Origin of the sequence: Streptosporangium sp. DT93 (assembly GCF_049844535.1) — a bacterium.
GTDB lineage: Bacteria > Actinomycetota > Actinomycetes > Streptosporangiales > Streptosporangiaceae > Streptosporangium.
Genome location: NZ_JBNCLF010000025.1, coordinates 72,007 through 90,762, shown reverse-complemented (window position 1 = coordinate 90,762; position 18,756 = coordinate 72,007). Strand labels below are relative to the sequence as shown.

Genomic DNA, 18,756 nt, shown 5'->3' with positions numbered 1-18,756 from the left:
CCCCGAGGTTGAAGCCCTAGGATGTGGCGCGACCGACGATGTGACGAGGGGACCCAAGTGGCGGGCGATGAGGCGGCGGCACGTTTTCTCGACGACGTGACCGTGGAGCTGGTCAAGCACAGCGCCTCCGACTCCGACGTGCTCTGGGCCGCGCGGGTCTCGACCGCGGGGGAGCAGTCGCTGGAGGAGGTCGGCAAGGACCCGGCGCGCTCGAAGGGCCTGATCAACTTCCTGATGCGCGACCGGCACGGCAGCCCCTTCGAGCACAACTCGATGACCTTCCTCGTCTCGGCGCCGATCTTCGTCTTCCGTGAGTTCCACCGCCACAGGGCCGGCTGGTCCTACAACGAGGAGAGCGGGAGATATCGTGAGCTTCGTCCGTTTTTCTACGTTCCTGGTCCGGAGCGGAAGCTGGTCCAGGAGGGAAAGCCCGGGCAGTACGTCTTCGCGGACGGCAGCGCCGAGCAGCACAAGATCGTCACCGAGGTGATGGAGTCGTCGTACCGGGCCTCCTATGCCGCCTACCAGGAGATGCTGGAGGCGGGGATCGCCCGCGAGGTGGCCAGGGCCGTGCTGCCCGTCGGCCTGTTCTCCTCCATGTACGCGACCTGCAACGCCCGCTCGCTCATGCACTTCCTCTCGCTGCGCACCAAGAACGAGCAGGCCAGGGTGCCCTCGTTCCCGCAGCGCGAGATCGAGATGGTGGCCGAGAAGATGGAGGCCGCCTGGGCGGGGCTGATGCCCCTCACGCACGCGGCCTTCGTGGCCGCGGGCCGCGTCGCCCCGTGACGGCGCTCTGACCTGACACGCCCGCCCGGGGGCCGTCCCGGGAGCACCGCCGGGCCGGCCGACGGCCTCCCGGGGGGCACCGGGCCGGGTGGGGGAGCCGGGTCAGGGTGGGTCAGCCGGTGGTCTCCTGGCGGCGGGACAGGGCGGGCAGGACGAAGATCTCGGCGCCCGGGGGCAGCGCGCAGTCGAGGCCGCCGAGGTGGCGGGCGTTCTCACCGCAGACGAACAGGGCGATGTGGCGGCGGATGCCTCCGTAGTCGTCACGCAGGCGCTGTTCGAGGGCCGGGTGGACGCGGCGGAGGGTGTCCAGGGCGGAGCCCAGGGTCGGGTGGCCGTCCTCCCGGTCGGCGACGGCGAAGACGCGGATCTCGGAGGCGCCGGGGGTCTCGCCCGCCCAGTGCCGGAGCGGGGCGGGGAGGAGGAAGGTCACGAGCGTGACGGGCCTGGCCATCGGCTCAGCGCGCCGGGACGGACGCGAGGGGCGTCGAGGGTGCGGGCGGCCGCGAACCGCGACGGTCGTGCGGGCCGGGCCGGTCGCGGGCGGACCCGTGCGGACGGTGGTCGAGAGGGGAACACGGGCTGGGAGGGGAGCCCTGGCGCATGGCCATCTCCTTTCGGATCGGGCCTCATGCTGCCATGCCGTGCCGCGTCCCGCCGGGCTCTGCGTGATCTGACCGATCAATCCGGGGGATTTGCCCTTTATTGCCCAGGACTCGCCGACCCGGACCGGCGTCCGGGACCGTCCGGGACGCATCGCCGGGCCGGCGTCCGGGACTCACCGTGCCGGGTCCACGTCCGGGACCGTCCGGGACGCATCGTGCGGGCGGACGCCCGGAGCCCCCCGTGCCGGGCCGGCGTCCGGGACCGCGCGGGACGTGTCGTGCGGGCAGCCGCCCGGGATCTCCCCGTGCGCGGTGTCCCTGTGGATGTTCGCCGCGGGCATCCCGCCCCGCACCAGCCCGCGGACCGTCTCGGCGACCATGGCGTCCGGGCCGCAGACGTAGGCCTCGTGGTCGGACCAGGAGTGGAAGCGCTCCATCGCCTCGGTCACCCGGCCGCGCATGCCGTCGTACCCGGGCTCGTCGGAGACCACCGGCAGCACCCGCAGCCAGGGGAAGGTCTCCGCCATCCGCCTCAGGTCGGGCAGGTCGTAGAGCTCCCGGCCGGTGCGGGCGCCGTGGAGCAGGTGGATGTTGGGGCGGCGGCCGGAGGCGATCACGTGCTCCACGATCGCCTTGATGGGTGCCAGTCCGGTGCCGCCGGCCACGCAGAGCAGGTCGCGCCCGGAGTCGACGGGCACCATGGTGCCGATCGGGGGGCCCAGCGTCAGGGTGTCCCCGATCCGGGTGTGCTGGACCAGGGCGGTGGAGACCCAGCCCCCGGAGATCGCGCGGACGTGCAGGCGGACGGTGTTGTCCGGCCGTGGCGCGTTCGCGACGGAGAACATGCGCCACACGCGCGGCCAGCGCGGGGTCTGCACCGTGACGTACTGGCCGGGAAGGTAGGGCATCTCCTGGGTGAGCCGCAGGGTGATCACCGCGATGTCCGGCGTGCGGCGCTCGTGGTCGATCACCTCGGCGGGCCACCAGGCGGGCGACACCCCGGCGTCCGCCTGGGCGGCGTCGATCATGAGGTTGGCGGCGGCGGTGTACGCGGACACCCAGGCCGCCTCCATCTCGGCGTCCCAGATCTCGGCGGCGAAGCGCCGGACCGTGGCGAGCAGCGCCTTTCCGATGGCGGTGTAGTGCTCGGCGACCACCCCGTACTTGCGGTGGTCGCGGCCGAGCTGGCCGAGGAACGCGGACATGCCGTCCGGGCTGTCCACGCTCCACACGATCCTGGTCAGCGCGCCGAACAGGCGGTCGCGCTGGACGTCCATCGCGGGCGGGAACATCGCCCGCAGCTGCGGGTTCTCGACGAACAGGCGCCCGTAGAAGTACGCCGCGGCCTTGTCCGCGACGGGTTCGATAAGGGCGAAACTTTCCTTGACAAGACGCGGATTCAACGACATTTAACGAACCCACCCTAATTGACCGGACCATGGCCCGATCATGCAGATCCACCTCCCTGACGGTTCCGGGTGACGAGTGACAGGCGGCCCCGGCGCACCTGGTCACTCGATATTTGAGTCTTCCATCACCATGAGACCGTCACAACCGTTTCTCATCAATATGGTGGGAAATCTAACTCTCGGTAATGGTGATGTTATTTTGTGTCATTACCGAATCCGGTTCGCCGTTAAAGCCGAAAAAGAATCACGTTCAAATTTATTCGTGTCTTTACGGGTGGTGGGAGGGAAAGTCGTTTCCGCGTTCCCGGTGGCCGGGCCCGTGAACTCGCCCCGGGGTGACGATTGAGGTCTCCCGGCGAGACGACACTGATACCTCAGATGTGTGACATGACCGAAATAGGGTGCGTCATGATAGGGGTCTGCTGGAGATGGGATCGGTACTGTCCGAAACCGGGGGTGCCGTATCGCGTACGGCCCTGGGAGAACGCATGTCCCCACCCCTGATCGGTATCACCGCCTACCTCGAGGCCGCCCGCTGGAGCGACTGGGTCAAGGAGGCGGTCCTGTCGCCGGCGTCGTACGCGAGGGCCGTGGAGAAGGCGGGCGGCGCGCCGGTGCTGCTGCCCCCGCTCGGCCCGGGCGGCGCCGACGCCTACGTCCGGGGCCTGTCCGGGGTGATCCTGGCCGACGGCGGCGAGCTGGACCCGACCCTGTACGGGGCCGCCCCCGAGGACCGGGCCGGCGCCCCCCAGCCGCACCGCGACCGCTTCGAGCTGGCGCTGGCCCGCGCCGCCGTCCGGGCCGGCCTGCCGCTGCTCGCGACGGGCCGGGGCATGCACGTGCTGAACGTCGCCCAGGGCGGGGACCTGATCCCGTGGCTGCCCGACGTGGTCGGCCACGACCGGCACGCCGCCCCGGGGCCCCACCTCGTCAGGATCGGCGCCTCCAGCGGGCTCGGCCGGGTGCTGGGCGACCGGGCCGAGGTGACCGCCCCGCACCGTCAGGCGATCAGGCGGCTGGGCGGCGGGCTGCTCGCCGTGGCCTGGGCCGACGACCAGGTCGTCGAGGGCGTCGAGCTGCAGGGGCACCGCTTCGGCCTGGGCGTGCAGTGGCACCCCGAGCGCACCGGCGACAACCGGCTCGTCGAGGCGCTGCTGGGGGCCGTCCGCCCCTGATCGTTCCGGAGCCCGGCGGGTATGGTGCGTTCATGCCCTTGCACCCGCAGGCCGAGGCCTACCTGAAACTCTTCCGGACCGACCTCGGGGTCCCGCTCTCGACGCTCACCCCCGAGGCGATCGCGCAGCTCCGGACGCTGGACGCCTTCGCCGAGCAGCGCGGCCCGATCGTCCCCCTCCCGCTGGTCAGGGACGACCTGGCCGACGGCGTCCCGGTCCGCGTCTACCGGCCCGAGGAGGGCGACCGTCCCCTTCCCGCGCTCGTCTACCTGCACGGCGGGGGCTGGGTCTTCGGGAGCGTCGAGCGCAACGACGCGCTGGGCCGCGACCTCGCGGCGCGTACCGGCGCGGTCGTGATCTCGGTCGACTACCGGCTCGCCCCCGACCACCCCTTCCCGGCGGCGGCCGACGACGCCTGGAGCGTCGTCGCAGACGTCTTCGCCCGCCCCGAGGCCTACGGGGCCGACCCCGGACGCGTCGCGGTCTGCGGCGACAGCGCCGGGGGCAACCTCGCGGCCGTGGCCGCCTGGCGGGCCAGGGACGCCGGGCTCCGCCTGGTCCACCAGGTGCTCGTCTACCCGGTGGCCGACGTGGCGATGGACACGCCGAGCTACCGCGCCTACGCCACCGGCTTCGGGCTCGGCGCCGATGAGATGGCCTGGTTCGTCTCCTGCTACGGCGGGGACCCGGCCGATCCGCGGCTGGCCCCGGTCCGCCTGGCCGACAAGGCGGGGCTGGCCCCGGCGACGGTGATCACGGCCGAGTGCGACCCGCTCTGCGACGAGGGCGAGGCCTACGCCGCCCAGCTCGCCAAGGCCGGGGTGCCGGTCGAGGCCCGCAGGTACGAGGGGGCCATCCACGGGTTCTTCGGCCTGCCGGGCTTCTTCGACCAGGCCGTCGAGGCGCGCGAGTACGCCGCGGCCCGCCTGAGGGAGGCGTTCCGGTGAGGGAGTACGAGAAGCTCAGGACCGACTGGGCCGCCCCCGGCGTGCTCAGGATCGTGATCAGCGAGCCGCGCAGGCTCAACGCGGTGGACATGACCGGCCACCGCGAGCTGGCCGAGATCTGGCGCGAGGCCGACCGCGACGACGAGGTGCGCGCGGTGCTCGTCCGCGGCGAGGGCGAGGCGTTCTCCGCGGGCGGCGACCTGTCGATGATCGAGGAGATGACGCGCGACCACGCCGTCCGCATGCGCGTCTTCACCGAGGCCCGCGACATCGTCTACAACGTGATCAACTGCTCCAAGCCCGTCGTGTCGGCCATCCAGGGCCCGGCGGTGGGCGCCGGGCTCGCCGTGGCCCTGCTGGCCGACATCTCCGTCGCGGGCCGCACCGCGCGGATCATCGACGGCCACACCCGGCTGGGGGTCGCGGCCGGTGACCACGCCGCCATCGTCTGGCCGCTGCTGTGCGGCCTGGCCAAGGCCAAGTACCACCTGCTGCTCTGCGAGCCGGTGACCGGCGAGCAGGCCGAGGCGATGGGACTGGTCAGCCTCTGCGTCGACGACGACCTCGTCCACGAGCGGGCCCTGGAGATCGCGGTGCGGCTGGCCGAGGGCTCGGCCGAGGCGATCCGGCTGACCAAGTACTCCCTCAACAACTGGCTCCGCCTGGCCGGTCCCTCCTTCGACGCCTCGCTGGCGATGGAGTTCCTCGGGTTCACCGGCCCGGACGTCGCCGAGGGGGTGCGCGCCCTGCGCGAGAAGCGCCCGCCGTCCTTCGGCTGAGCGGGTTCACGCGCGGGTCCGTACGCGGGTCCGGACGTCGTGCGCGCGGCTCAGGCCGCGACGACGACACGACGGTGGGAGAAGCCGCCGTCCGGACGTCGTGCGCGCGGCTCAGGTGCCGTGCGCACGCCCTGGGGCCACGTCCGGGTCCACGTTCACGCGCCGGGCCGGAACCTTCCGTGCAGGGCGGCCAGGCCGGGCTCGAAGACGCCCCTGACGACGACCTTGTCCAGCTTCGCCACGTCGTCGGCGGCGAAGGTGGCCGACCACTCCACGAACGCCCGGCCGCTGTCGGTGACCGGCGACACCCGGTAGACCGCGCGGTAGTCGCGCACCGGCAGCGGGGACTCGAGGATCTCGTACGTCGCCGAGCGCGAGTCGTCGTCGAGGGTGAGCAGGCGTTCCCTGTAGACGCCGCCGAGGCCCTCCAGCCTGCGCACCGTGCCCGGGCGGGAGCCGCCGCCCTCCTCGATCACGCACAGGTCGATCCCGGGCAGCCACTCGGCCAGGTTGCCGAAGTCCCTCATATACCCCCACACCTCGTCGGCGGAGGCGTCGACCACCGTGCTGGCGTACGTGGACATCGGCCACTCCCTCGTGCTCGCCCGGACCTGCCGACGGTGGTCATTCCCCCTGCCGCGCACGGCAACCGGTCAGAAACTGCGGGGGAGCCCGAGCACCTGGGTGGCCAGGTGGTTGAGCAGCAGCTCCTCGGTGACCGGGGCGACCCGGCCGATGCGGGCGTCGGCCAGCAGCCGGGCCACCGGGTACTCCAGCGAGTAGGCCATCCCGCCGTGCGTCTGGAAGGCGTGGTCGGCCGCCTCCCAGGCCGCCTGGGAGGCGGTCAGCTTGGCGATGTTGGCCTCGGTGCCGCACGGCAGCCCCCGGTCGAACAGCCAGGCGGCCTTGTAGAGCATCAGCCTGGCCAGTTCGATCTTCGCCTTGACCTGGGCGAGGGGGAAGGCGATGGCCTGGTTGGCGCCGATCGGGCGGCCGAAGACCTCGCGCTCCTTGGCGTACCTCACGGCCACCCGCAGCGCCACCTCGGCGCCGCCGAGCCCGGAGGCGGCGAGCAGGATGCGCTCGGGGTTGAGGATGTCCCACAGCACCCGGGCGCCCTGGTCGACCTCGCCCACCACGTTCCGCTCCGGCACCCGCAGCTCGTCGACGAAGACCATGTTGGAGGGGGTGGTGTTCGCCCCCATCTTCGGGATCGGCCGGAAGGACAGCCGCCCGGCGGCGACGGCCTCGGGGACGTTCACCAGCAGGACGGTCATGCCGTCGCTGCGGGGCCTGGCCTCCGCGGCCGGGACGGTCCGGGTGACCAGGAGCATCCAGGTGGCGCGCTGCACGCCGGTGATCCAGATCTTCTGGCCGGAGACGACGAACTCGCCGCCGTCGCGGCGGGCGAAGGTGGAGATGCCCAGGGCGTTGGACCCGGCGTCCGGCTCGGTCAGCGCGAAGCAGGTCTCCAGCTCGCCGGCGGCCATGGGGGGCAGCAGCTCGTCGCGCTGCCACGCGCTGCCGTGCCTGGCCAGGGTCAGCGCGCCGAACCCGGGGGTGAGCACGTAGGTGAAGGCCGAGCCTCCGGCCGAGCCGGAGGCCGAGAGGGTCTCGGTGGCCACGGCCAGCTCCAGCAGGCCCTGGCCGCCGCCCCCGTACTCCTCGGGAACGGCCAGGCCGAGCCAGCCGCCCTCCGCCAGGTCCCGCCAGACCTCCTCCGGCCAGCGCTTCTCGCTCTCGCAGCGCTGCCAGTAGTCCAGGTCGTAGCGGGCGCAGATGTCGCCCACGCCGCGCTGGACGGCGAGGGCGCTCTCCGGAAGGGTGAAGTCCACGTGATCAGCTCCGTTCTCGTTGCGGCCGCAATGATAGAACGAAGTTCGGTTCGTCTCCAGCGCGAAGACCTCCCCGCGACAGGGTCCCCACCGGCGGGCTCTCCCGCGGAGAGGTCACCCGCGTCGTCACGATCACCGGCGGCGGGAGCGCGACGTCAGGCCGGTGCGCCGGACGCCTGGCGGGGCCTGCGCGCGTGGTAGACGAAGGCGGGCGGCACGTTCCCCCACACCGTCCGCCCCAGGACGACCTCCTCGAACGTGTCCGACAGCCGCCTGCGGAAGCGCCGCGCCGGGGGCAGGCGCTTGGCGAAGCTGTAGGCGAAGGTGGTGAAGGCCGTGTTCGGCCCCATGGCCCCGGTGACCGCGTCCAGCAGCCGGGCCTGCGTCTCCTCGGAGAACGCCGCCCAGGGCAGCCCGCTCACGATCACGTCGGCCTCGGGCAGGCCGCGCTCCCGCAGCAGCTGCGGCAACCGCGCCGCGTCGTCGACCACGACGTCCACGCCCGGGTTCCTGGAGGCGAGGAACTCGGCCATGCTGGGATTGATCTCGACGGCCAGGTGGTGTCCACGCCCCCCCAGGCGGCGCTGGATCTCCGCGGTGAACGCCCCCGTGCCGGGGCCGAGCTCGACGATCACAGGGTCGCCCCGGTGCGGGACGGACGAGGTCACCGTCTCGGCGAGCCGCCGCGAGCTCGGTGCCACCGCCCCGACGGTTCCCGGCGAGCGGATCCACTGCCTCAGGAAGAGCGCGGTGTCATTGGTCATGCTGTGAAGGCTAAGGGGTGCGGCGGGACAAGCGACGCGTCATTACCGGTTATTTCGGTCATGCCGCGGCCATCGGCCCCGTCCCGCCCCGCCCCGGGCGGGCCGTACGGCCACGCGGTCCCGGCACGGGTAGGGTCGGGGATCAGGCGCGGGGAGGGAGACTGCCGGTGAATCCGGAGGCATCGGGAGCCGAAGATCGTATCTGGACGGTTCCCAACGCGTTGAGCCTGGCCAGGCTCCTGGGCGTGCCCGTCTTCCTCTGGCTGGTGCTCGGCCCGAAGGCCGACGGCTGGGCGGTCGCGCTGCTGATGCTGGCGGGCTTCTCCGACTGGCTGGACGGCAAGATCGCCCGCGCCTGGAACCAGACCAGCAGGCTCGGGCGGCTGCTCGACCCGCTGGCCGACCGGCTCTACATCCTGGCCACCCTGTTCGGCCTCGCCATGCGCGAGATCATTCCCTGGTGGCTGGCCCTGGCCATCCCGCTGCGTGACGTGATGCTGCTCGGCATCCCGCTCGTCCTGCGCCGTCTCGGGTACGGCCCGGCGTTGCCCGTGCACTTCCTCGGCAAGGCCGCGACCGCCAACCTGCTCTACGCCTTTCCCCTGCTCTTCCTCGCCTACCACGACCTGTGGTACGCCACGTTCGCCGGGATCGTCGGCTGGTCGCTGGCCATCTGGGGCACCGGCCTGTACTGGTGGTCGGGCGTGCTGTATTGGGTACAGGTGCGTCAGCTGGCACGCGAGGCCAAACGCCTTAAGAGGTGATCTGTGAAGGCCGTCGTCATGGCGGGCGGGGAGGGGACACGGCTCCGGCCGATGACCGCCAACCAGCCGAAACCCCTGTTGCCCGTGATCAACCGGCCGATCATGGAGCACGTGCTGCGCCTGCTGAAGCGGCACGGCTTCACCGAGACCGTGGTCACCGTGCAGTTCCTGGCCGCCCTGGTCCGCAACTACTTCGGTGACGGCGACGAACTCGGCATGAGCCTGTACTACGCCACCGAGGACGTCCCCCTGGGCACCGCCGGAAGCGTCAAGAACGCCGCCGACCGGCTCCGCGACGACCGCTTCCTGGTCATCTCCGGCGACGCGCTCACCGACATCGACCTGACCGACATGATCCGCTTCCACCGCGAGAACGGCGCGATGGTCACGATCGGGCTCAAGCGCGTCCCCAACCCCCTGGAGTTCGGCATCGTCATCGTCGACGACCGGGGCCGGGTGGAGCGCTTCCTGGAGAAGCCCACCTGGGGCCAGGTCTTCTCCGACACCGCCAACACCGGCATCTACGTGATGGAGCCCGAGGTCCTCGACGAGATCGCGGCCGGGGAGCCGGTGGACTGGTCGGGCGACGTCTTCCCCCGCCTGCTGGAGCGCGGGGCCCCGCTCTACGGCTACGTGGCCGACGGCTACTGGGAGGACGTCGGCACCCACGAGAGCTACCTCAAGGCCCAGGCCGACGTCCTGTCGGGGCGGGTCCGGGTGGACATCGACGCCTTCGAGGTCTCGCCCGGCGTCTGGGTCGCCGAGGGCGCCTCGGTGGACGCCGACGCCGTCCTGAAGGGCCCGCTCTACATCGGCGACTACGCCAAGGTCGAGGCCGGGGCGGAGCTGCGCGAGTACACCGTGCTGGGCAGCAACGCGGTGGTGCGGGAGGGGGCCTTCCTGCACCGCGCGGTCGTCCACGACAACGTCTACGTCGGGCCCAGCGCCCACCTGCGCGGCTGTGTGATCGGCAAGAACACCGACCTGATGACCGGGGCCCGGGTCGAGGAGGGCGCCGTCGTCGGCGACGAGTGCATCATCGAGGCCGAGGCGTACATCTCCTCCGGCGTCAAGATCTACCCGTTCAAGACCATCGAGGCCGGGGCGGTGATCAACAACAGCGTCATCTGGGAGCCGCGCGCCCAGCGCAACCTGTTCGGCCCGCGCGGGGTCTCCGGGCTGGTCAACGTGGAGATCACCCCCGAGCTGTGCGTACGGCTGGCCAGCGCCTACGCCACCACGCTGAAGAAGGGCGCCTCGGTCATCACCTCGCGCGACTCCTCCCGCGCCGCGCGGGCGCTGAAGCGGGCGGTGATCAGCGCCCTGAACGCCAGCGCGATCAACGTGCTCGACCTGGAGGCCTCCCCGCTGCCGGTGGCCCGCTTCCACACCGCCAGGGAGAAGGCGGTCGGCGGCATCGCGCTGCGCACCACCCCCGGCGACCCGCAGAGCGTCGACATCATCTTCATGGACGAGAACGGCGCGGACCTGTCCCCACCGGCCCAGCGCAAGCTGGACCGGGTCTTCTCCCGCCAGGAGTTCCGCCGCGCCTTCCCCGGCGAGATCGCCGAGCTGAGCTTCCCGGCCAGGTCGGTGGAGGACTACACCCACGAGCTGCTGCGCCTGGTGGACATCAGCGGGGTCCGCGACGCCGACATGAAGGTCGTGGTCGACTGCGCCGGCGGCACCTCCTCGCTGGTGCTGCCCAGCCTTCTCGGCCGGGTCGGGGTGGACGTGCTGACCGTCAACAACCGCCTGGACGACGCCTCGCCCACCGAGACCCTGGCCGAGCGACGGCGCGACCTGCAGCGCCTGTCGGAGCTGGTCAGCTCCTCCAGGGCGGCCTTCGGGGTGCGCTTCGACCCGGTGGGGGAGCGGGTGGCGCTGGTGGACGAGATGGGCCAGCTCATCAGCGAGGAGCGTGCCCTGCTGGTGGTGCTCGACCTGGTCGCGGCCGAGCGGCGCGGCGGCCGGGTGGCGCTGCCGGTCACCACCACCCGGGTGGCCGAGCAGGTCTGCAGGTTCCACGGCGTCCAGGCCGAGTGGACCGCCACCGCCATCGACGCGCTCACCGCCGCCGCCAGGGGCCCTGAGATGATCTTCGCCGCGGACGGGCGCGGGGGCTTCATCGTGCCGGAGTTCGGCCCCACCGTGGACGGCCTGGCGGTGTTCCTGCGCCTGCTGGGCCTGGTGGCCAGGACCCGCCTCTCGCTCAGCCAGATCGACGCCAGGATCCCCGAGGCCAGGCTGCTGCGCCGTACCGTGCCGACCCCGTGGGCGGCCAAGGGGGCGGTGATGCGCTCGGTCATCGAGGCCGCCGAGCACCACCTGATCGACACCACCGACGGGGTGCGGGTGGTCGCCGAGGACGGCGGCTGGGCCCTGGTGCTGCCCGACCCGACCGAGGCGGTCACCCACCTGTGGGCCGAGGGCTTCGACGTCGACTCCGCCCAGGCCATGATCGAACGCTGGGCGCGGGTGGTGGAAGAAGCCGCCGGCGGCTGACACGCCCGGAAGGACGGTCCCCGGAAGGACGGTCCCCGGAAGGACGGTTCCTGGAAGGCCGGTCCCCGGGTGAGCCGGTCTCCCCGCCCCGTCCGGAGGCCGACGGGACACCCCGGGAAACCCTGAAAAGGGATATGAAGTGCATTAAAGACTTTATCGGGCGTTGTGGACCGAGCGAATGCGACAAACACAGCGCGGCACCATGGACCGGGGACGTACCCCGCTGTAACTTTGTCACCGACCGTACCCGCGGTTCAGCGTCAGCCTTGACCTTCGCTTCTCATCACTGTATGTTGCGGCATTCGCAGTCTGAGAAATCCCTTGAGAAGCGAAGAAGCGAGGCGCGCGCATCACTGAGCACCGTTGCCGCGTCTTCGCGGTAGGAGGCCGAGCCGATCGATGCCGAGCGTCTACTGCACGCAGTGCGGTCATGCCAACCCTGAGGATGCCCGTTTCTGTTCTCGATGCGGGTCGCCGCTTACCAGGTCCGACACACCCGGAGACAGCACGTCGACGATCTCCCTCTCCGGGATCGAGGCCTACGAGGCGGAGACCGGGGAGACGCTCCTCGCCGAACGGCAGGCCGTGGAGCAGTTGCCTCCCGGCAGCGCGTTGCTGGTGGCGATGCGCGGCCCCAACGCCGGCAGCCGCTTCCTGCTCGACAGCGATCTCACCACCGTGGGCCGCCACCCCGAGAGCGACATCTTCCTCGACGACATCACGGTCTCGCGCCGCCACGTGGAGTTCTACCGGCGCGGCGGCGGGGTCTTCACCGTCCGCGACGTCGGCAGCCTGAACGGCACGTACGTGAACCGCGAGCGCATCGAGGAGGTCCCGCTCTACGGCGGCGACGAGGTGCAGATCGGCAAGTTCCGCCTGGTCTTCCTCACCCGCGGCGCCGCTGGAGGATGATGAGCTCGCAGGCCGCTCGTGCGCACATGGGCATCGGGGAGGTGCTCGCTCTCCTGCAGGGCGAGTTCCCCGATGTCAGCATCTCCAAGATTCGCTTCCTGGAGGGCGAGGGGCTGATCGAGCCGGAGCGCAGTCCCTCCGGGTACCGCAAGTTCACCTACGCCGACGTCGAACGCCTCCGCTACATCCTCGGCGAGCAGCGGGACCGCTACCTCCCGCTACGGGTGATCAAGGACCGGCTGGAGGCCGCCGACCGCGAGGAGCGCCCTGCGGCCCGGCCGCGGGCCGTCCCCGACGAGGGGCCGGGAGAGGTCCGTCTCACCCGCGAGGAGCTGCTGCGCGCCGCCGAGCTCGACGAGGACACCCTCGCCGAGCTGGAGGACTACGGGCTGCTGGCCGCCGTGGCCCGCTACTACGACGCCGAGGCGCTCGCCGTGGCCCGCAGCGTCGGCGCCCTGGCCGCCTTCGGCCTGCGCGCCCGCCACCTGCGGGCCGTCAGGGCCGCCGCGGAACGCGAGGCCGGGCTGGTGGAGCAGGCCGTGGCGCCCCTGCTGCGCCGCCGGGGACCGGGCGCGATCGACCGGGCCGACGAGACGGCCAGGGAGATCTCCGGCCTGTTGCTGGAATTGCACGCCTCACTCCTGCGTTCGGGCGTTCGTGGGGCACTGGGCCGGTGAGAACCTGACCAGGCACTCGTACCCCCACGAGTGTTACGTTGAACAAACCGGTCGGAATCCAGCGAAGCGGAGCAGCCCGTGTTGCAGATGGAGGTCGTGGGCGTTCGAGTCGAGATGCCCTCCAACCAGCCGATCGTCCTGTTGAAGGAGGCGCAGGGGGAGCGTTACCTGCCCATCTGGATCGGCATGACCGAGGCCACGGCGATCGCCATGGCCCAGGCCGAGGAGCCACCGCCTCGGCCGCTCACCCATGACCTGTTCAGGGACGTGCTCGACGGGCTCGGCGTCCGGCTGAACACGGTCAACATCGTCGCCCTGCGCGACGGGATCTTCTTCGCCGACCTGGTCTTCTCCAACGGGGTGGAGGTGAGCGCCCGTCCCTCCGACTCGATCGCCTTGGCACTGCGCACCGGCGCACGTATCTTCGCGAGCGAGGAGGTGGTCCGGGAGGCGGGGGTGATCATCCCCGACGACCAGGAGGACGAGGTGGAGAAGTTCAGGGAGTTCCTTGACACGATCACGCCCGAGGACTTCGGCCGCGCGGGGTAGGAATTTCGGTGCATTTACGCTTCACGACGCGCCGGGTGGGGTCGTTGACTGGACTTGGCCCCAGTTCTACGGTGCAAGTGAACCCCACGGCCGTGCGTAAACCCCCAGATCAGGCCGTGGGATGAGAGAAAGCCGGAGGTCCGCGTGGCGGTCAGCAGCGGCGAGGGTAGAAACGCCGATCAGGATGACCCGGAACGGCGCCAGTCGGCACGTCAGCGCGCGGGTGAAGAGGGTCTGCTGTTCGACGGGGAACCGGTGAACGTGCCCGCCGATCTCGGCTACCGGGGCCCGACGGCCTGTTCCGCGGCCGGGATCACCTACCGGCAGCTCGACTACTGGGCGCGCACCGGCCTGGTCGAGCCCACCGTGCGGGCCGCGCACGGCTCGGGCTCCCAGCGGCTGTACGGCTTCCGCGACATCCTGGTCCTCAAGGTCGTCAAGCGCCTCCTCGACACCGGCGTCTCCCTCCAGCAGATCCGCATCGCCGTCCAGCACCTGCGCGACCGGGGCGTCAACGACCTCGCCGGGATCACCCTGATGAGCGACGGGGTGAGCGTCTACGAGTGCACCTCGCCCGACGAGGTCATCGACCTGCTCCAGGGCGGTCAGGGAGTCTTCGGCATAGCGCTCGGACGGGTCTGGCAGGAGGTGGAGGGCTCTCTGGCGGATCTTCCCGGCGAACGTGCGGAGTCGGGCGGCGGCCCTTTAGGCGATCATCACGCGGATGAGCTGGCCCGCCGCCGCAGGGCGCGGCGAACCGGGTAAGCTCGGACTCGCCATTGACCCTGTGCGGGAGAGACCCCGGCACGGCCGGGGCGCCGAAGGAGCAACCTCCCCGGAATCTCTCAGGCACCCTGTACCGCACGGACGAGGCAACTCTGGAAAGCAGGCACGCCGGCCAGGTGTGCCTCACCGACGGTGCAAGCCTCCCTTTCCCGGGCAGGTGAAGCTCTCAGGTCGCGGCGGCAGCCGTGATGACAGAGGGGGAGACTCCGGCCGCACGCCCGCGCCCGGCGCCGGTCTCCACCCCGTCTGGGAGGCTTTCCATGACCGATCTGTCCCCGCTCGCAGAGCTCGCCGCCCCGCCGTTCGCCACCCGCCACATCGGGCCCGACGACGACCAGCAGGCCCGCATGCTGGAGGCCGTCGGATTCGCCTCCGTCGCCGACATGATCGCGGTGGCCGTGCCCGAGGCGATCCGCTCGGCCGGGCGGCTGAACCTGCCCCCGGCGGCCTCCGAGGCCGAGGCCCTGGCCGAGCTGCGCGTCCTGGCCGGGCGCAACACCGTGCTCACCTCGATGATCGGCCTGGGCTACCACGACACGATCACGCCCGCCGTCATCCGCCGCAACCTCCTGGAGAACCCGGGCTGGTACACCGCGTACACGCCCTACCAGCCGGAGATCTCCCAGGGCCGCCTGGAGGCCCTGCTGAACTTCCAGACCGTGATCTCGGACCTGACCGCCCTGGACGTGGCGGGGGCCTCCCTGCTGGACGAGGCCACCGCGGCCGCCGAGGCGATGACCCTGGCCCGGCGCGCGGGCCGCGGCCCGTCGAAGGTGTTCGTGGTCGACGCCGACGCGCTGCCGCAGACCAAGGCGGTGCTGCGCACCCGCGCCGAGCCGCTCGGCATCGAGCTCCTCGAGAGCGACCTGTCCGGCGAGCTGCCCGACTGCTTCGGCGTGCTCGTGCAGTACCCCGGCGCGAGCGGCAGGGTGCGCGACTTCCGCGCCGTGGCCGAGGCCGCCCACGCCCGCGGCGCCCAGGTGGTCGCCGCCGCCGACCTGCTCGCCCTCACCCTGCTGGCCGCCCCCGGCGAGCTCGGCGCCGACATCGCGATCGGCTCCTCGCAGCGCTTCGGCGTCCCGCTGGGCTTCGGCGGCCCCCACGCGGCCTACATGGCGGTCCGCGACGGCCTCCAGCGTCAGATGCCCGGCCGCCTGGTCGGCGTCTCCCAGGACGCCGACGGGCGCCCGGCGTACCGGCTCGCGCTGCAGACCCGCGAGCAGCACATCCGCCGGGAGAAGGCCACCAGCAACATCTGCACCGCGCAGGTCCTGCTCGCGGTGATCGCCGGCATGTACGCCGTGTACCACGGCCCCGAGGGCCTGCGCAGGATCGGCCGCCGCGTCCACCGGCACGCCGTGGTGCTGGCCGAGGGGCTGCGCCAGGGCGGCGTCGAGGTCGTGCACGACACCTTCTTCGACACCGTGCTCGCCCACGTCCCCGGCAGGGCCGCGGCGGTCGTCGCCACCGCCCTGGACAACGGGGTGAACCTGCGCCTGGTCGACGACGACCACGTGGGCGTCACCTGCGACGAGCGGACCGAGCTGCTGCACCTGGAGCAGGTCCTGGCCGCCTTCGAGGTGGGCGGGATCGTCCCGGCGGACCTGGACGCCGCCGCGCACGACGCGCTGCCCGCCGCGCTGGCGCGCACCGGTGACTACCTGACCCACCCGGTCTTCCACGCCCACCGCTCCGAGACGGCGATGCTGCGCTACCTGCGCCGCCTCCAGGACAAGGACGTCGCGCTCGACCGGTCGATGATCCCGCTGGGCTCCTGCACGATGAAGCTCAACGCGACCACCGAGATGGAGCCGATCACCTGGCCCGAGTTCGCCGGCCTGCACCCCTACGCCCCCGAGGAGCAGACCCGGGGCTACCTGGAGCTGATCGCCGAGCTGGAGCGCTGGCTGGCCGAGGTCACCGGCTACGACGCCGTGTCGCTCCAGCCGAACGCGGGCTCGCAGGGCGAGTTCGCCGGGCTGCTGGCGATCCGCGCCTACCACGCCGCGCGCGGCGAGTCCGAGCGCGACGTCTGCCTGATCCCCTCCTCCGCGCACGGCACCAACGCCGCCAGCGCCGTCATGGCGGGCATGCGGGTCGCCGTGGTGGCCTGCGACGACGAGGGCAACGTGGACGTCGGCGACCTGGTCGCGAAGATCGGCAAGCACCGCGACCGGCTCGCCGCGATCATGGTGACGTACCCGTCCACGCACGGCGTGTACGAGGAGACGATCGTCAAGGTCTGCGAGCTGGTGCACGAGGCCGGAGGGCAGGTCTACGTCGACGGCGCCAACCTCAACGCGCTGGTGGGCCTGGCCAGGCTCGGCGAGTTCGGCGCGGACGTCTCCCACCTCAACCTGCACAAGACCTTCTGCATCCCGCACGGCGGCGGCGGCCCCGGGGTCGGCCCGGTCGCGGTCCGCGCCCACCTCGCCGACCACCTGCCCGGCCACCCGCTGCGCGCGGGCGACGGCAAGGGCGTCGGCCCGGTCGCGGCCGCCCCGTACGGCTCGGCCGGCATCCTGCCCATCTCCTGGGCCTACATCCGGATGATGGGCGCCGACGGCCTCAGGGCGGCCACCGAGCAGGCCATCCTGTCGGCCAACTACCTGGCCCGCAGGCTCAGCCCGCACTACCCGGTCCTCTACACCGGCCGGGGCGGCCTGGTGGCCCACGAGTGCATCGTGGACCTGCGCCAGATCACCAAGGAGACCGGCGTGACCGTCGACGACGTGGCCAAGCGCCTGGTCGACTACGGCTTCCACGCGCCGACCATGTCCTTCCCCGTCGCCGGGACGCTCATGATCGAGCCGACCGAGAGCGAGGACCTGGCCGAGCTCGACCGGTTCTGCGAGGCGATGATCGCCATCCGCGGTGAGATCGCCAAGGTCGCCTCCGGCGCGTACGACAGGACCGGCAACCCGCTGCGCAACGCCCCGCACACGGCCGACAGCGTGGCCGCCGACGAGTGGGAGCACGGCTACACCCGCACCGAGGCGGCCTACCCGCTGCCGTCGCTGCGCGAGGGCAAGTACTGGCCGCCGGTCCGGCGCATCGACCAGGCCTACGGCGACCGCAACCTGGTCTGCTCCTGCCCCCCGCTGGCGTCCTACGAGGACTGACCCCGCACCGCGCGGGGCCGGGACGGGCAACCCGGGCGAACCGGGTGATCCCGGCGGCCTCCGTGCCGTCCGGCCGGGAGTCTGCGGGCCCCGCGCGGTTCCGTGCCGGAAACGCTCGGGGAAGCGGCCCCGGTCCCGTGCGGATCATGCGGAAACCCCGTGCGGGCCGCAGATCCACGCGGAATGTGCCGGGACGGACGGCGCCCCGAGTCGTTAGGCTCGGGGCGTCTCCTTACCCGGGAAGGACCCTGCATGCCTGAGGTGGACACCCGTCCCTTGGACACCGCGCGACGACTGGCCGAGTCCGGCGACCTCGACGCCGCCGCCGTGATCTTCGCGGAACTGGCCGCCGATCCCGACGACCCCGATCGCGCCCAGGCGGCGGTGGGTCTCGCGGTCGTGCTCGGCGAGCGGGGGGACGTGGCGGGCTCCCGCGCCGCCGCCCGCACCGCCCTGGCGACCGGGCACCCGGAGTTCGCCGCCCAGGCCGCCTGCCTGCTCGCCGGGAGCTTCGAGCGCGAGGGCCTGGCCGACCAGGCGCGCGCCGCCTGGCAGGCCGCCCTCGGCGTCGGCCATCCGGCCTACGTCCCGCCGGCGCACATGGCCCTGGCGAGGCTCGCCACCGACGCCCGGGAGGCGGAGCGCTCCCTGCGGGACGCGCTGGCCACGGCCGACCCGGAGATCGCCTCTCACGCGGCGCAGCGCCTGGCGGAGGGGTACCTGGAGGACGGCGAGCCGGGTGAGGCCGCCCGGGTGCTCCTGGAGGCTCTCTCGGTGCCCGAGGTGACCGAGGTCGCGAGGCTGAGGGTGATGCTCGGCATCGCCCACCTGGACCTGGCGTGCGCCGAGTTCTCGGCCGCGGTCGAGGAGGGCGGTGACGGCGGTGACGGCGACGGCGGCGACGGCGGCGACGGTGGCTACGGCGGTGACACGGAGACGGGCGCGCTGGCCATCGAGCTGCTGGCCCGCACGCTTCCCCTGAGGGGGCGGGACGAGGACGCCGAACGAGTCTGGCGCTACGGTCTCGACAGCGCCGACGCCGACCTGGCCGGCGAGGTCAGGCTCCGCCTCGACCGGGACCTGTGACACCGGGCCGGCACGGGCCGACTGTGGCACCGGGCCGGCACGGGCCGACTGTGAC

At 72.0% G+C, this 18,756-nt stretch carries 17 protein-coding genes and 1 riboswitch; of the genes, 12 read left to right on the top strand and 5 right to left on the bottom strand.

Annotated features, from left to right (window positions below; translation table 11 throughout):
• The first annotated feature begins 57 nt into the window (after window positions 1-57).
• Window positions 58-789: an FAD-dependent thymidylate synthase gene (thyX, locus tag ACLQ2R_RS35275; protein ID WP_425965754.1), complete on the top strand. Its 732-nt coding sequence runs from the start codon at window positions 58-60 to the stop codon at window positions 787-789.
• A gap of 112 nt (window positions 790-901) precedes the next feature.
• On the opposite strand, the gene ACLQ2R_RS35270 is transcribed toward thyX, so the two are convergent.
• Together ACLQ2R_RS35270 and ACLQ2R_RS35265 are read right to left on the bottom strand one after the other, a co-directional pair.
• Window positions 902-1,240, bottom strand: coding sequence for a molybdopterin synthase sulfur carrier subunit (locus ACLQ2R_RS35270; protein ID WP_425965753.1), 339 nt, complete (start codon window positions 1,238-1,240; stop codon window positions 902-904).
• A 324-nt stretch (window positions 1,241-1,564) separates the two neighbouring features.
• Entirely contained in the window at window positions 1,565-2,800 is a 1,236-nt protein-coding gene (locus tag ACLQ2R_RS35265) for a globin domain-containing protein (protein ID WP_425965752.1), read from the bottom strand.
• A 488-nt stretch (window positions 2,801-3,288) separates the two neighbouring features.
• Between ACLQ2R_RS35265 and ACLQ2R_RS35260 the strand changes: the two genes are divergently transcribed.
• The 3 genes from ACLQ2R_RS35260 to ACLQ2R_RS35250 are packed head-to-tail and all read left to right on the top strand — an operon-like array spanning window position 3,289 to window position 5,701.
• Entirely contained in the window at window positions 3,289-3,975 is a 687-nt protein-coding gene (locus ACLQ2R_RS35260; RefSeq protein WP_425965751.1) for a gamma-glutamyl-gamma-aminobutyrate hydrolase family protein, read from the top strand.
• A gap of 32 nt (window positions 3,976-4,007) precedes the next feature.
• Complete coding sequence (locus ACLQ2R_RS35255; protein WP_425965750.1) at window positions 4,008-4,922, top strand: alpha/beta hydrolase; 915 nt, start codon at window positions 4,008-4,010, stop codon at window positions 4,920-4,922.
• Window positions 4,919-5,701 carry an enoyl-CoA hydratase/isomerase family protein gene (locus ACLQ2R_RS35250; RefSeq protein ID WP_425965749.1) on the top strand — a complete coding sequence of 261 codons (783 nt, stop codon included), beginning with the start codon at window positions 4,919-4,921 and terminating at the stop codon, window positions 5,699-5,701. The genes ACLQ2R_RS35255 and ACLQ2R_RS35250 overlap by 4 nt, the downstream gene beginning before the upstream one ends.
• 155 nt (window positions 5,702-5,856) lie before the next feature.
• Here the strand turns inward: ACLQ2R_RS35250 and ACLQ2R_RS35245 are convergent, their stop codons facing one another.
• From ACLQ2R_RS35245 to ACLQ2R_RS35235, 3 genes are all read right to left on the bottom strand, one after another.
• Entirely contained in the window at window positions 5,857-6,285 is a 429-nt protein-coding gene (locus ACLQ2R_RS35245; protein WP_425965748.1) for an SRPBCC family protein, read from the bottom strand.
• Window positions 6,286-6,354: 69 nt separating this feature from the next.
• Complete coding sequence (locus ACLQ2R_RS35240; RefSeq protein WP_425965747.1) at window positions 6,355-7,536, bottom strand: acyl-CoA dehydrogenase family protein; 1,182 nt, start codon at window positions 7,534-7,536, stop codon at window positions 6,355-6,357.
• A 155-nt stretch (window positions 7,537-7,691) separates the two neighbouring features.
• Window positions 7,692-8,300 (bottom strand): class I SAM-dependent methyltransferase, encoded by a 609-nt coding sequence (locus ACLQ2R_RS35235; RefSeq protein ID WP_425965746.1) that lies wholly within the window; start codon window positions 8,298-8,300, stop codon window positions 7,692-7,694.
• A gap of 167 nt (window positions 8,301-8,467) precedes the next feature.
• Between ACLQ2R_RS35235 and ACLQ2R_RS35230 the strand changes: the two genes are divergently transcribed.
• The 8 genes from ACLQ2R_RS35230 to ACLQ2R_RS35195 all read left to right on the top strand — a co-directional run bounded on the left by ACLQ2R_RS35230 (window position 8,468) and on the right by ACLQ2R_RS35195 (window position 18,701).
• Window positions 8,468-9,064: a CDP-alcohol phosphatidyltransferase family protein gene (locus ACLQ2R_RS35230; protein WP_425965745.1), complete on the top strand. Its 597-nt coding sequence runs from the start codon at window positions 8,468-8,470 to the stop codon at window positions 9,062-9,064.
• A 3-nt stretch (window positions 9,065-9,067) separates the two neighbouring features.
• Window positions 9,068-11,569 (top strand): sugar phosphate nucleotidyltransferase, encoded by a 2,502-nt coding sequence (locus ACLQ2R_RS35225; RefSeq protein ID WP_425965744.1) that lies wholly within the window; start codon window positions 9,068-9,070, stop codon window positions 11,567-11,569.
• A 399-nt stretch (window positions 11,570-11,968) separates the two neighbouring features.
• Entirely contained in the window at window positions 11,969-12,481 is a 513-nt protein-coding gene (locus ACLQ2R_RS35220; protein WP_344908558.1) for an FHA domain-containing protein, read from the top strand.
• A gap of 26 nt (window positions 12,482-12,507) precedes the next feature.
• Entirely contained in the window at window positions 12,508-13,158 is a 651-nt protein-coding gene (locus ACLQ2R_RS35215; RefSeq protein WP_425965743.1) for a MerR family transcriptional regulator, read from the top strand.
• A 78-nt stretch (window positions 13,159-13,236) separates the two neighbouring features.
• Window positions 13,237-13,707: a bifunctional nuclease family protein gene (locus ACLQ2R_RS35210; RefSeq protein WP_362808356.1), complete on the top strand. Its 471-nt coding sequence runs from the start codon at window positions 13,237-13,239 to the stop codon at window positions 13,705-13,707.
• Between the two features lie 144 nt (window positions 13,708-13,851).
• Window positions 13,852-14,472, top strand: a complete 621-nt coding sequence (locus ACLQ2R_RS35205; RefSeq protein WP_386247561.1) for a MerR family transcriptional regulator — start codon at window positions 13,852-13,854, stop codon at window positions 14,470-14,472.
• 15 nt (window positions 14,473-14,487) lie between these two features.
• Window positions 14,488-14,579: riboswitch (glycine riboswitch) on the top strand.
• Window positions 14,580-14,753: 174 nt separating this feature from the next.
• On the top strand, window positions 14,754-17,615 hold the full coding sequence (gene gcvP, locus ACLQ2R_RS35200) for an aminomethyl-transferring glycine dehydrogenase (RefSeq protein WP_425965742.1): 2,862 nt from the start codon (window positions 14,754-14,756) through the stop codon (window positions 17,613-17,615).
• A gap of 252 nt (window positions 17,616-17,867) precedes the next feature.
• The gene (locus ACLQ2R_RS35195; RefSeq protein ID WP_425965741.1) at window positions 17,868-18,701 is read left to right on the top strand and encodes a hypothetical protein; all 834 of its coding nucleotides are present in this window, start codon (window positions 17,868-17,870) and stop codon (window positions 18,699-18,701) included.
• Window positions 18,702-18,756 lie beyond the last annotated feature (55 nt).